Origin of the sequence: Ruminococcus sp. RTP21484sp1_RTP21277st1_D2_RTP21277_210401, from assembly GCF_040924225.1 — a bacterium.
Lineage (GTDB): Bacteria > Bacillota > Clostridia > Lachnospirales > Lachnospiraceae > Blautia_A > Blautia_A faecis.
Genome location: NZ_JBCOMJ010000005.1, coordinates 21,311 through 33,842, shown reverse-complemented (window position 1 = coordinate 33,842; position 12,532 = coordinate 21,311). Strand labels below are relative to the sequence as shown.

The window sequence follows — 12,532 nt, the reverse complement described above, 5'->3', positions numbered from 1 at the left end:
TGGTTATTTAATCGCTTACACCTTCATGGCAGTATTGATACTACTATCATTCTCCACATAAAAAAAACAGTGTAAATCCACTGCTTTTTCTCCATCACTTAATCTGTAATTTCCACAAATGAGTATCTTTCTTCATTCTTTTGTACTATTGCAGAACCCGTTTGTTCCTTTATTGTTTTTAATAACTCTTCCACATATATTTGAGCTTCATACACTTCAATGTTCGTAGCGTATGCAATTTCTTTAATCGAAAAACTCAACTCTGAATCACTCATCAAAAGTTCTAAAATATCCCATTGCAGATCAGTAATTATAATTTCCGTTCCATCATAAATCATCCTTTTCTTTTTAAATTCAATATCCCATTTTCCGAAATGAACTCTTTCTTCTTCTATTGTATTTTGCATATCTAATCGCATGACTACAAAGGACGCTTCCGGCCAATATTTCTTTAACAATTCCTCTGCTTTTTTTCTTTCCTCACAATTCTTAAAGTATAATAATTCTCCCATTCTCTGCCTCCTCATATCATTTATCGTTATACTTTAAGTATACAGCCGAATTATTGCAGAAATCTTATTAAATTATTCCTTTAGCCTTTTTTCTATGATACTATCTTCATTGTATTTGTGTAACTGACCGCCCAATAAACGCTTTCCTATAATAATCCAGGTATCTCTATTGTACTGGTCCATATCTCTATACAACTCCATAATTTCTCTTTTATTATCCTGTTCTCTCTGCTGTTCTTCTTCATCTTTTCTCAATATATAATCAACTGGGACTTTAAAGAATTTGGATAATGCAAGCAACATATCACCAGAAATATTCTCGTCTACCTTTTCATACTTACTAATTGTCTGCTGACTGACTCCTATTTCTTCCCCTAACCTTGTCTGAGTCAGGCCTAATTTTTTTCTTAATTCAGATATTCGATTCACAAGCGTACACCTCCCGATACACTCATTTTACACTTAAATACACCTGTATTTTACTTCATTTAAGAGTATTACTACTATGTATCGTGGTATATCGTAGTATTACTATCATCATTTCTATACATCTATACCGAAAAAAAGTCAATCTATACAAACAATATTACAACTTCTTTTCTTTTAAATATACTAGTGCTTATAGGGGAGGAGAAATGCTTATGAAAAAACTATTATTGATTGGCAACCCGTCCGTCTTGGGGAAAAATCTGGAGAATATCTTAAAGCAAAATTATCATACCGATTTTATTTCCGCTGTACCAAAGCAAATTAGTAGCATATCCTTTAACTCTTATAATGCTTTAATCCTGGATTTCACACTGTTACATAAATACAGCCTTACCATAAGTAAAGCTGCAAAAAAATGCTCCCCAAACATCATTGTTCTGTTTTTATGTCCTACTAATATTCCAGAACAAATAATTTTGGATTTCTACGAAGCCGGTGCTAATGATCATTTATATTCGACTCTCTCATCACCAGCACTTTTAATGAAAAAATTGGATATCTTATTTACCAACTATCATCTAACCACACAGTACGAAGACAGCCATATAACTTTAAATTTTGACTCCTTAACCGCAGTGATTGACGGGATTTCTACTTCCTTTACTCCACTGGAATTTAAGCTGCTCAAACTACTCTCTCTAAATCCAAACACTGTTTTAACCAGACAACATCTTTTATATTCACTATGGGATCGAAATGGGAATCATGTAGAAGAAACCTCTCTGAATAGTATGATCTGCCGTATACGCCAAAGAATTGATACTGAAAATCATCATTATATTAAGACAATATATGGGATTGGATATATATGGATTACATATTAAATGAGCAGCATAATCCATTACAGATAACGCTGCTCATTTAATATCGCACCATCTATTCTGCACAAGTAATTAAACAAGTCGTCATAAAACAATCCGTTATACACGCTTTTCTTGTTACTCCACAGTCTGAAGTGTATATATTGACCTCTTCTTCCTGTAATTCAACATTCTCTAATTTTACATCGTTCATAAAAATCCTCCTTGTTTCATTCCGTACTTTTGATTATGCACATATCTAAACGCTACCACCAATATTGGTATTTTGTTAATCCACAATCGTCTCTATAAAAGCTCTCTTACTTTATGTTAGTTCATAGGGGTTATAAGAGCACCTCCACCGATACAATCTGTTACACAATCTTTTCTTGTTGTGCCACAATCATCTGTATATACATTCACTTCTTCTATCTCTATTTCATTATTTTTTACTTTTCTCTCGTTTTCCATGTCTTATTTTCCTTTCTGTATAAACTTATTCAATTGTTATTAGTATTCAATATTGAGCCAAGCGCCTCCACCCAAGCAATCATTTAAACAATGAAATTGAATCTCTCCACAATCATCCGTATAAATGCTTACTTCTGCATTAAAGAGTTCTCTTGGCTCTTGCTCATCTCTTTGCTCCCTCATCCGCCTTCCCTCCTTCCCATTAATATTTTTTGATAACATCAGTATACTATTTTAAAATTTCATTTCCATATTTTATGTGCAGATTGCATTTTTTTCTTTCTGTTTGGATAACTATTCCATTCTTAGCTGATCAATGATGGATTTTTTCTTCTGTTCTCTTATTTGGTAAATAGATAATATAACCTGTATTAACAGAAGTACCAATACGTATATACCCATATAAAAAAACGGAAATGAATATTCTACCACTTTCCCATAACAGCTTATACTCATTTGACGACAAATTAACATTGCAATAGGAGTTCCAATTAGCAAAGTCATACAAATGCTTAAGATAGAATAGCACATACCTTCACCGATAATAACTTTATAAAGCTGCTTTTCTGTCAATCCTATAGACCGTAAAACACTATATTCACGTCTTCTGAATAATTGATTGGACAGTGTCGTGTTGATCAAATTTATCACACCAAAAAGGAAAATTAGGCTGGAAATCATCTGCAAAATGAGATATATTGTATTATTTTTCTCATATCTATTCACTCTTTCGCTAAAGCTTTCGATTGCAATATCTTCGTTTTGTGAAATCGTATTACGAAGATTTTCATCAACACTGCTCTCCTCCCTCGGATCAATGTTTATTACCCATGTAAAATCAAAATTATTTATTCCAGGCAATAATTCTTTAAAAGCGTCTTCCGTCATACACATCATCGCAGCATTAAATCCTAACTGCCCACTTCCTTTTGTAGATGCAACTTTAGTTGATTGGAAAATTCCTGATACTGTTACTGGTATTTTTTCTCTTCCTAACGAAATCTCAAACTGCATTCCTACTTTTACTTCTTCCCCAAAATCTTCATAACCAGACTTTACTAATATTTCACGGGAATTTTCAGGCATTCGCCCTGCAATTAATGCATCTTCGATTTCTTTCTTATTTTGCTTGGTAATCATATCACACATTCCTCTTCCTCCATATCCCTGATATTCAAAGGTAAAGGTTGCTGATTTTCTTAATGTTTGTATCTCTTTGATACCTGGAATGCTACCGATTTCTTCTTTCAGCTTATCATTAAGAGGATTCCCGGAATATAATTGTTCTGTCGGCTCTTTATCTGAATTTATATATATTTTATAATCAGCATCACCAAAATAATGTTGTGCCATCCTTTCGGGTGATTGTAAAAGTAAAGCTGAAGATACCGTTAGCAGAATGATTCCTCCAAGGCTTAATGATATAACAATGCTCCATACTTTTTTGGGTTCTCTCTTAAAATTCATTATTCCCAAAGATATTGGCGTAAGCTTTCTATTTTTTTCTTGTTTCGATATTTTTATATTACTAATTGCTGTCATCCTCACAGATTCCATCGGAGATGCCTTCATTGCTATTTTAATTGGTTTATTTATAGATATACTGACAATAATGCCGCAGATAGCTACGGTTATCATTGCACATACAATATAATTCCCAATATTAATTCCTTTTGCTAGTATTATTGCTGAACAAAGTATTGCTAATGAAATACCTGTCAGTATTCCTCTAACACCTAAATATCTTCCTTCCTTTTTTACAATCTTTTTTATCTGCTTTTGTGTCGTTCCTATCGTTCTAAGTTGTCCGTAATTTTGTATTTTATTAATTATGGAAATTTGGAAAATGCTTTTTATAACAGTATAGCTTCCTATCAAAACAAGTCCAATTAATATTCCTAAGATACCTAATTGATCTGCAGAAATCACTTGATTAACGTACCTGAAATATGGATTATTAAATGCCACAGGTAAATTATTTTTTTCACCAATTTCTCTGCAATATTTCTTTATATCTTCAACATTCTTTTCCTTCACATGCACATAAACCATATTGGAATCTTCATTGTAGTTTTCATAATTTTCCAGTTTTTCCCAAGATATTAAAAACGGAAATGTTTCTCCACTAGTCGTCATATCAAGAATCCCTGAAATCGTATATTCTCCTGATAGTTGATCCGTGTTTAAATTGATCTTATCTCCTACCTTTTTATCTTTTCCATACTTTTCCAACCATTTTTTACATACAGCAATCTGTTTTTCTTCCTCTGGAACTTTTCCACTGGATAAACTCATTTGATTTCTCATCATATAGAGCATTGGCTGATCCATGTAAAAAAAAGTTGCTGTATATTTTTTGTCAGACGGTATATCCCCAACAATATAGTATTGTCCTACTCTTTCAAATCCCGTTTCTTCTCTTAGCTTTAACAGTTTTTCTTCTGAAACATTCATATATACTGCTTCGTATGTATCCTGAATCTGTTTTTTCTTCACTTCCAGCAGTGAAGTCGCAATAAGTCCTGAAAAACATATCAAAAATGATGCTAGTGCTATAGAAATCATTAACATAACATTTCTTCGCTTTTCAGACTGAAGATTTCTCTGTACAATATTTTTTATTGCTTTTTTATTCCCTGATTTTCTCATTTTCACCAACTCCAGTTTTCAAAAATTTTCCATCTTCAATCCTCACTATTCGTTGTGCTAAATCTGCAATGTGCTCATTATGAGTAATCATCACAACACTTTGCTCAAATTTTCTACTCGTACTTTGAATCAATTCCAGTACATCCCGACTCGTCTTGCTGTCAAGATTTCCTGTAGGTTCATCCGCAAGTATAATTGCCGGCTTCGTAATCAAGGCTCTTGCAATCGCAACACGCTGCTGCTGTCCGCCAGATAACATATTCGGCATACTTTTCAGTTTCTCCTTTAAACCGAGCATATTAATAATTTCGTTCAAAAATATCTGATCAACTTCCTGCCCATCTAATTCAATTGGCAAAACTATATTCTCATAAACATTTAACATGGGGAGTAAGTTATAGTTTTGAAAAATAAAGCCTATATTCCTTCTTCGAAAGATTGTGAGCTGCTCATCATTTAAGTCTGACAATTTTTTTCCTTGGATTTTAATTTCCCCATAGGTAGGTACATCCAATCCTCCCAACATATTTAATAAGGTAGATTTACCACTTCCTGATGTACCAACAATAGCTACAAATTCTCCCTTTTCAACACTAAAATCTACTCCATCCAATGCCTTTGTTATATTAGGTTCCTTTCCATAATATTTTTTTATATTTCTTGCTTCCAATACTTTCATAATTATTTCTCCTTTTAAATCTTTCTTTAATTCATATCTATCTATATATCAATGAAAGGCTACTCGATTTTGTTTTCTCGAATAGCCTTCCATATTTTTGTATGTATTACTTAGTTGTATTTAAAAAAGCGCCGCCACCGATACAATCATTTTCACATTTCTTACGAACGATATCGCAGTCTGGCCATTCATAAATGTCAACTTCTTCTTTTAATAACTCTTCATTTTCAGTTACTTCGATTCTCTTTTCTTCCATGACAACCATCCTCCTATTTAATAATCCGGATTCAGAAAAGATCCGCCACCAAAGCAGTCATTTTTACAATGATTCTGGATTTCTCCACAGCCTGCTGCATAAACATTGATTTCTTCTTTTGATAATTCCTGAGCTTCTTTTTCTTTTAATTCGTTCATAGTCTACTGTCTCCTTTCCGAAATTACTCCTCTTCTGTAATTAAAGCTAATACCCCAAAACAATCTGTTACGCAATTATACCTTGTCACACCACAGTCATTCGTATAAATACTTACTTCCTCTTTGCTAAGTTCTGAGGATTTTCTTTCTGCATTGAATTCTTCCATAGAACTCACCTCCTTATGCCTATATTTATACGCTTGCACACACCTTTTATCTATATTTCTTGTTTAAATTGCTCTTTTTTCTTCCTAGTTGGCTTCTCCCTCCCATTTTCTCTTTACCTTCTCCATATACTCAATATAGATTTCTAAATTTTTCTTTCTGTTTTCTTTAGCATCATAGTAAAACAGCACATAATTTAATACTGCTTTTAAGAAAATGCACCGGTAATCATAAGGTTCTTCTGATGCCATACAACGTCCACCACATATATAGCGGTAATCACATTCTTTACATATTTCTTTATTTTCAGCACAGAACAATCTCTTAATTTCATCTTTTTCCAATAAATTTTCTAATTTCTGTAAAATTTTCTGTGGCTCATCGGCCAGTATATTTCCCATTCGAACCTGGTTCTGCTCCATACACTGACACATATAAATATCGCCTTCTGGGAAAATTGCCATAACTTTTCCATAACCCCCACAAGAATTTCTTACCTGAATTCTTTGATAAAAGGCTCCCCCTATTTTTTTATTCTCGTATCCCTGTTTCAATATATATTTTGCTATCTTCAGGTTCATATCAAGATGTTCCATATCTGTTAAAATTTCAGAGTTTTCTTTCGCCCTACCCACAGATGAAACAATATTAAAAAGAACATCAATGTCATATTTAGCAGCTATATCAATCAATCGATATAAATCCACTTCATTGGTTTTCTCATAAATAAAACTAAGGACCACCTTTATTCCAGCTTGCTGACACATCTCGATATGATTAATTAGCTGCTGCTCCTTTTCAGGCGTTCCAAACATGTGCATGGTACTGAAATCAATTTCGTCTATATATCCTTTGAGTTGTTCTGTTAATTCTTTGGTGATCACAAGACCATTGCTCTGCAGTGTTATGGGGCAAGTCAAACCATTTCTTAATGCTTTTGCAATTTCCACAATTTGATCTTTAATCAGTGGCTCTCCACCTGTAAGAATCATTTTATGTGGCTTATTTTTCTGAAAGAACGGGATCACCTTATTCTGTATATCCTCCAGCTTAAATTCTTTTTCTGGACGAAGTTTGTCGTTTGCACCGATCGCACAAAAATCACAATTCATATTACATTTCCTGGTTACCATCAAATATACCGTATTGATTTTCTCATGATTCTTCTCTATTTCTTTTACAAATTCAGTTTGCTGCTCCCATACAGGGAATAACTTTTCCTGAAACTCTGGTTTATCTAAATTGTCTGCAAATCTTTTACTTACCCCCAGGCAGACTTTTCCTACCGGATCAATTAAAGCCACTTTTTCTCCCTCAGTTATCTTAATAAACTCATTCATCTTACTTTCCATGACGTAAATATCTCCTTTCATATTCTTGTTTCAGCTTTTCAAGCTGTTTTTCAGTTAAGTTTGTTTGAATCAGATGGTACATCCACTTCGTCACTTCACAATTCACTTTTATAGGTTGATATACATTTTGGTGAATTTCATAATTTGCCACCTGACAGCCTCTTGTTTTACAATGTCTAATGTATTGACATTTTTTACACATTGTATCCTCTTGATCCTCTAGGTAAATAATCTCTCGAATCCTCGGAACATCCAACCCGGCTTCTACAGAACCGATTTTAAATTCTGGAAGTTCCGCACAAGTATAAATCCCACCATCCGTTGTTACATAGCAAGTTGTCAAACCTGCCTTACATGCGTAAAATGGACATGGAATCAGGAAAGATTTCAGATATTGTTCCCAAAGATTCCAAAAGATTACTTCTTGATTTTTTTGTATATGTGCTTTATATAAACCAAATACCTTCTCTATCTGTTCTCGTAATCCCTGTATCTGCTCATCACTCCAGGAGCAATAATAATCAATTCCCGACTCTAATTTTTTAATTCCTAAATCAAGCAAAAACTGGAAACTTTCTGCATAATATTGATAGTTATTACTTGTCACAACACTGGCTACCGAAATCTGATTTCCTGTTTCCTGCTCATATTTTCTCAATAACGGAAGGTTCTTCATAATTTTTTCAAAGCTTCCGGTTCCTGCATAATCTCTCCTGTTCAAATTCTGAACATACTCAGGACCATCTAAACTCACCTTCACCTCAAATGTATTTTCCACAAAAAAATCAATTACTTCATCTGTAACTAACGTTCCATTTATCGTAGTACTGAACTTGCATATTAAGTTTGTTTCCTGGCATTTTTTCTTCGCATAATCTACCACATCTTTCATCAGATTAAATGCCATAAGGGGTTCCCCTCCAATAAAGTAAACCATAAGTGTCCGATCATGCTGTTTATTTGCTTCATGCACAGCAATATCGATTGCCTTTTGAGCCGTTTCTAAACTCATGTATGTATTTTTCTTCTCGCCCAGATAGCAGTAAGTACAATTCAAATTGCACTTATTTATGATCTCTAATGACAATGTATACATTTTCCTGCCTCCTAAACTGTAAATTGGTTCAAATTTCTATTTGTTTTCTTCTGGAAATCCAATCTTTCCACCATATTAAATAAGGGATATCGCAAAATAATTTCTGTCTTCGGATTTTCCATGGCATATACCCTGATTCTCTCTTTATACTCACATATTTCCTGATAATTGTTGTGATCAATAAATAGCACCGGATACTGTTCTGCTGTTTTTATATTTCTCAATTTTTCCATTCCACTTTCAAAAGTATCACATCTCTCTGTTCTCGTTACTTCCCGTATGAAACGCTGCTCTAAAGGTTCTTCTATACGGTTCGTTAGAAAATAACACTGTTTCTGCTTCAATGTTTGATATGGATAATAGTGATTCAAAGTGTTGAGAGTAAACTGTAAAATTGCCTGTTCATATTCATCCTCATAATTGCTTAAATACCCTGTTATTACAGCACACCCAAAGCTATTGCCCTGATAAAACTTAGGAATGCCTAAATGATAAAGAGAAAAAAATTTAGAGGAAAAAATCACATCCTTTCCTATCCCATCATATTGGAAAACCTGTAAAGGATTCTCTATGTCCAGGCATCTTATTCCCATTACAAAAGGGAAGGAAGCCGGATAGGTTGCTTCTACTTGCTGATTAGAGTATGCTGCCACAATCAAAATCCCCTTTTCTGTAGCTGCTCTACATACCTCCTCTATTTCTTTGTGATATTTGTACTCATCTCCCATACTCATATTAATTATGTCTACCTGTTCCTCTATCAGTAATTCAATACCTTCTATCATATCCAGAACCGTACTCTTTTTGTTCTTCCTCACAATGGGTACCAGAACAATTTCAGCTTCTGGGTTTTCCTTTAAAATAAAAGAACAGACATATTCCGCATGGGTAAATCCAAAGGCATCTTTACTGTATTCCTGACCTTTCCACTTGCAGTCTATTTTTACAATTTTCTTATCCTGAAAAAAAGGATTATCAAAAGATCCATTGGAATCCAACACACCTATCCTCACTTTTCACTCACCTGCCTTATATGTAGCTTCTCCAAATCCACAATAATATCTGCTTCTCGCAATTCTTCCAGATTGTGCGTAGAAAAAATAATAATTTTCTCCCTTGATAACGCATGCAATAATTGATAAAAACGCCCTCTTCGTTTTTCATCAATATTTGCTGTCGCTTCATCAAAAATCAGAATTTGTGAATTTTTCAAAATATTCCTCATAATATCTAAACGCCGCATTTGTCCTTCTGAGAAATTGCATGGATCTATCTTTATCTCGGTATCCCATACCATTTCTAAAGTATGGATTTCATCATACAAATCCAAGCACTTTGCCACTGTATCCATTTCTTCTTCCGAAACAATATGTAGTAATCCCATATTCCGTCTTACCGTATCATTGAAGAACTGTGTACGCTGCATAACATATCCTGTATTTTCCCAATAGCTGTTAATATCTAATTCCTGCAAATCTGTGTTATTCACAACTACTTTTCCTTCTGTCGGTTGATACACACCTGTTATAATTTTGAACAGAGTGCTTTTGCCTTGTCCACTTTTTCCATGAACTCCGTAAAGAGTGCCTTTTTCGAACTTCAAATTGAGCCGGTCAAATACCTTCTTATTCGACTCTGTATAAGAAAAGCTCATCTCTTCTAAGGAAATGTTGTTAACTGTTGTTACTTTCTCTCCATCTCCTTGTTTCTGATCCGGATACTGAAGCAAACCATTGATATCCTTTAAGGAAACTACGGCTGTATGATACTCGTTAGCAAACTGTGCGATTCCAATAATAGGATTCATAATAATTGTCTGGTAATTCATCAAGGCCATAATGGTACCTATGGTCATATTTCCTTTAAATACTTCTTGTGCACCGACTACCCAAATTATGACTGTTCCTATAAACTGAATCACGAGTATCGTAGATGTATTCAATATGTACAACAAATTCTGGCGATTCGTCTCTTTTTTGTATTTCTGATTTTTCTCAAAGTACATATCATGCACATATTGCCCACATTGAAAGAGTCTTGTAATAAACCAATTATCATAGGTGTTTGTCAGAACATTGGTTATGCTGTTATATCCTTCCAAAACTTGACCACTGGTTTCCTGTATCAATTTCCCCAGGATTCTACTAATAAAAGGAACACTGACAAGTAAGATAATATTGGATACGGCAATCCCCTTATGGATAGAAAACATATATGGAGGAACAACCACCAGGATAACAATATTGGAAACCAATGTGATAATACTTGTGATTCCACATTGTTTCACTGCTGAAACATCTTTATCTACTTTCAGCAAAATGTCACTTAGCTTTATCTTCTCAAAAAAATTCACGCTTACTGTTGATAATTTATCTTCTACCTTTTGTCGCATATCTGCTGCTATCTCTTCCGAAATAACAGCCACGATATAACGCTGTACATAATTCATAAGGTAGTTCAGCAGTAACATGCCCAGGAACACCACCAGAAGGAGCATAAACGCAGATAAACTGGTACTATGTGGATTCCCCAAATCATCTATCACTTTTCCCTGCAGCTCCGGACGCACCAAAGAAACTCCCGCCGTTAACACAATCGTTGCTATTGTTAAAATATAGGAAGGTAGTAACTTTTTCTTAAAAGCATACTCTTTTAAAAATCCAAGATATGGACGGCTTTCTTTACTTTTCATCGCTTAACCTCTTGGCAATCTTCTCTCCGAACTCACTGAATTTTAAATCTTCCTCCTGGATATAGTCTATATACACTCCTAATTTTTCTCTAACTATTTCAATCGGCTGCTGTAAATAATATTCAAGAATCTGCACCATTGCCTTATAAAAGATATGTTCAAAAATACACTCTGCATCCGATGGTACATTAATCTTCCCTGTATTGATAAAATTCATATATCCGCATTTCATACCATGACAAAAATCTCGGATTGTGCATCCCTTGCACTTCGGATCGGTTTTATCAAAGTTCGACATTGCTATTAATTTTGCCTTTCTTATATCAACGCCTTCCTTGATATTACCTATACAATATTTTTCATTACTTGTAAGAAATCCACATGGATATATCTGACCATTCGGAAAGATCTTGAAATTTCCAATTCCGGCATCGCACATGCCAAAGCAGTTCCCAAAATCACACAACATATTAAACATTTTTCCATCAAATTGATCTATAGTAAAAACTCTGCCCGCTGCTGCCTCAGCCAAATAGTACCGCAAAATTTGTCCCACCTGCTTTTCAAATTCTGCCTTCAGCTCATCACATATTTTTAAATATACATCCATAATCATACAGATGTTATCCAATCCATGCTCATGCAGGTAACAGATATTTTCGAACATATACGGAATGGTATTTTCTGTGACCGTCATTCTTACAGAAAAATTCAATCCACTATCCTTTACCTTCATGATATTCTCAAAAATTTTTTCATAGCAAGAAACTCCATCTTTCGCAACTCTGTTCAAATCATGGGTTTCCTTATTCCCATCAAAACTAAGGCGTACTGTAAAATGATTTTCTTTCATAAATGCAATGAACCGATCATCCATCATGGAACAGTTGGTAGTAATATAATACTTTACTTCCCTTTCCGGATAATTATCTTTGATATAGGCTACTGCCTTGTAAATTAAATCTTTCTTCAGCAAAGGCTCACCGCCCAAAAAATCAATCAAGACTTTCCCTCTATCCCCATAATTCATCATAAACTCCAAAGAGTCCACAAGTGTTTTTTCATTCAACTGATAATGGTTATGGTAGTCTTCATAACAATACTGACATTTAAAATTACAATCTGTTGTCATATATAATGTGAAATTATACATATCTGTCTACTCCTTTCTTGAATATACTAAAAACAATTTTAATCAAATTCTCCTATCTCG

At 34.1% G+C, this 12,532-nt stretch carries 16 protein-coding genes; 1 reads left to right on the top strand and 15 read right to left on the bottom strand.

Annotation, left to right across the window (positions count from 1 at the left end; genetic code table 11):
* Nucleotides 1–98: 98 nt before the first annotated feature.
* A complete protein-coding gene (locus AB5706_RS05200; protein ID WP_120092701.1) occupies nt 99–512 on the bottom strand; it encodes a hypothetical protein in 414 nt (137 codons plus the stop codon).
* A 72-nt stretch (nt 513–584) separates the two neighbouring features.
* Nucleotides 585–941 (bottom strand): helix-turn-helix domain-containing protein, encoded by a 357-nt coding sequence (locus tag AB5706_RS05195; RefSeq protein WP_118309296.1) that lies wholly within the window; start codon nt 939–941, stop codon nt 585–587.
* A gap of 212 nt (nt 942–1,153) precedes the next feature.
* Here AB5706_RS05195 and AB5706_RS05190 point away from each other — a divergent pair, with 212 nt between their 5' ends.
* Entirely contained in the window at nt 1,154–1,825 is a 672-nt protein-coding gene (locus AB5706_RS05190; RefSeq protein WP_161215722.1) for a winged helix-turn-helix transcriptional regulator, read from the top strand.
* A gap of 52 nt (nt 1,826–1,877) precedes the next feature.
* Here AB5706_RS05190 and AB5706_RS05185 read toward each other — a convergent pair whose 3' ends face one another.
* The 13 genes from AB5706_RS05185 to AB5706_RS05125 all read right to left on the bottom strand — a co-directional run bounded on the left by AB5706_RS05185 (nt 1,878) and on the right by AB5706_RS05125 (nt 12,472).
* Nucleotides 1,878–2,015: a hypothetical protein gene (locus tag AB5706_RS05185; protein WP_165852524.1), complete on the bottom strand. Its 138-nt coding sequence runs from the start codon at nt 2,013–2,015 to the stop codon at nt 1,878–1,880.
* 116 nt (nt 2,016–2,131) lie between these two features.
* Entirely contained in the window at nt 2,132–2,272 is a 141-nt protein-coding gene (locus AB5706_RS05180) for a hypothetical protein (protein WP_161215723.1), read from the bottom strand.
* 39 nt (nt 2,273–2,311) lie between these two features.
* Entirely contained in the window at nt 2,312–2,455 is a 144-nt protein-coding gene (locus AB5706_RS05175; protein WP_165852525.1) for a hypothetical protein, read from the bottom strand.
* A 111-nt stretch (nt 2,456–2,566) separates the two neighbouring features.
* Complete coding sequence (locus AB5706_RS05170) at nt 2,567–4,921, bottom strand: ABC transporter permease (protein ID WP_118309294.1); 2,355 nt, start codon at nt 4,919–4,921, stop codon at nt 2,567–2,569.
* Entirely contained in the window at nt 4,902–5,600 is a 699-nt protein-coding gene (locus AB5706_RS05165) for an ABC transporter ATP-binding protein (protein WP_118309293.1), read from the bottom strand. Before AB5706_RS05165 ends, AB5706_RS05170 begins: the two co-directional genes overlap by 20 nt.
* 106 nt (nt 5,601–5,706) lie before the next feature.
* Nucleotides 5,707–5,856 carry a hypothetical protein gene (locus AB5706_RS05160; RefSeq protein ID WP_161206377.1) on the bottom strand — a complete coding sequence of 50 codons (150 nt, stop codon included), beginning with the start codon at nt 5,854–5,856 and terminating at the stop codon, nt 5,707–5,709.
* A 17-nt stretch (nt 5,857–5,873) separates the two neighbouring features.
* On the bottom strand, nt 5,874–6,014 hold the full coding sequence (locus tag AB5706_RS05155) for a hypothetical protein (RefSeq protein WP_165852526.1): 141 nt from the start codon (nt 6,012–6,014) through the stop codon (nt 5,874–5,876).
* A 23-nt stretch (nt 6,015–6,037) separates the two neighbouring features.
* The gene (locus AB5706_RS05150) at nt 6,038–6,181 is read right to left on the bottom strand and encodes a hypothetical protein (protein WP_161206376.1); all 144 of its coding nucleotides are present in this window, start codon (nt 6,179–6,181) and stop codon (nt 6,038–6,040) included.
* Between the two features lie 84 nt (nt 6,182–6,265).
* Nucleotides 6,266–7,531 (bottom strand): radical SAM/SPASM domain-containing protein, encoded by a 1,266-nt coding sequence (locus tag AB5706_RS05145; RefSeq protein WP_368182514.1) that lies wholly within the window; start codon nt 7,529–7,531, stop codon nt 6,266–6,268.
* Nucleotides 7,521–8,627, bottom strand: coding sequence for a radical SAM/SPASM domain-containing protein (locus AB5706_RS05140; RefSeq protein WP_117843956.1), 1,107 nt, complete (start codon nt 8,625–8,627; stop codon nt 7,521–7,523). The genes AB5706_RS05145 and AB5706_RS05140 overlap by 11 nt, the downstream gene beginning before the upstream one ends.
* 11 nt (nt 8,628–8,638) lie before the next feature.
* The gene (locus tag AB5706_RS05135) at nt 8,639–9,640 is read right to left on the bottom strand and encodes a S8 family serine peptidase (RefSeq protein WP_118309291.1); all 1,002 of its coding nucleotides are present in this window, start codon (nt 9,638–9,640) and stop codon (nt 8,639–8,641) included.
* Nucleotides 9,637–11,319 (bottom strand): ABC transporter ATP-binding protein, encoded by a 1,683-nt coding sequence (locus AB5706_RS05130; RefSeq protein WP_117843954.1) that lies wholly within the window; start codon nt 11,317–11,319, stop codon nt 9,637–9,639. Before AB5706_RS05130 ends, AB5706_RS05135 begins: the two co-directional genes overlap by 4 nt.
* Nucleotides 11,309–12,472, bottom strand: coding sequence for a radical SAM/SPASM domain-containing protein (locus AB5706_RS05125; RefSeq protein ID WP_054350812.1), 1,164 nt, complete (start codon nt 12,470–12,472; stop codon nt 11,309–11,311). The genes AB5706_RS05130 and AB5706_RS05125 overlap by 11 nt, the downstream gene beginning before the upstream one ends.
* Nucleotides 12,473–12,532 lie beyond the last annotated feature (60 nt).

Excerpts from the sequence above, each read along its gene's own strand:
- AB5706_RS05160 (WP_161206377.1), bottom strand. The coding sequence starts at position 5,856 with ATGGAAGAAAAGAGAATCGAAGTAACTGAAAATGAAGAGTTATTAAAA.
- AB5706_RS05150 (WP_161206376.1), bottom strand. The coding sequence starts at position 6,181 with ATGGAAGAATTCAATGCAGAAAGAAAATCCTCAGAACTTAGCAAAGAG.
- AB5706_RS05180 (WP_161215723.1), bottom strand. The coding sequence starts at position 2,272 with ATGGAAAACGAGAGAAAAGTAAAAAATAATGAAATAGAGATAGAAGAA.
- AB5706_RS05165 (WP_118309293.1), bottom strand. The coding sequence starts at position 5,600 with ATGAAAGTATTGGAAGCAAGAAATATAAAAAAATATTATGGAAAGGAA.
- AB5706_RS05130 (WP_117843954.1), bottom strand. The coding sequence starts at position 11,319 with ATGAAAAGTAAAGAAAGCCGTCCATATCTTGGATTTTTAAAAGAGTAT.
- AB5706_RS05170 (WP_118309294.1), bottom strand. The coding sequence starts at position 4,921 with ATGAGAAAATCAGGGAATAAAAAAGCAATAAAAAATATTGTACAGAGA.
- AB5706_RS05190 (WP_161215722.1), top strand. The coding sequence starts at position 1,154 with ATGAAAAAACTATTATTGATTGGCAACCCGTCCGTCTTGGGGAAAAAT.
- AB5706_RS05185 (WP_165852524.1), bottom strand. The coding sequence starts at position 2,015 with ATGAACGATGTAAAATTAGAGAATGTTGAATTACAGGAAGAAGAGGTC.
- AB5706_RS05145 (WP_368182514.1), bottom strand. The coding sequence starts at position 7,531 with ATGGAAAGTAAGATGAATGAGTTTATTAAGATAACTGAGGGAGAAAAA.
- AB5706_RS05200 (WP_120092701.1), bottom strand. The coding sequence starts at position 512 with ATGGGAGAATTATTATACTTTAAGAATTGTGAGGAAAGAAAAAAAGCA.
- AB5706_RS05125 (WP_054350812.1), bottom strand. The coding sequence starts at position 12,472 with ATGTATAATTTCACATTATATATGACAACAGATTGTAATTTTAAATGT.
- AB5706_RS05155 (WP_165852526.1), bottom strand. The coding sequence starts at position 6,014 with ATGAACGAATTAAAAGAAAAAGAAGCTCAGGAATTATCAAAAGAAGAA.
- AB5706_RS05140 (WP_117843956.1), bottom strand. The coding sequence starts at position 8,627 with ATGTATACATTGTCATTAGAGATCATAAATAAGTGCAATTTGAATTGT.
- AB5706_RS05175 (WP_165852525.1), bottom strand. The coding sequence starts at position 2,455 with ATGAGGGAGCAAAGAGATGAGCAAGAGCCAAGAGAACTCTTTAATGCA.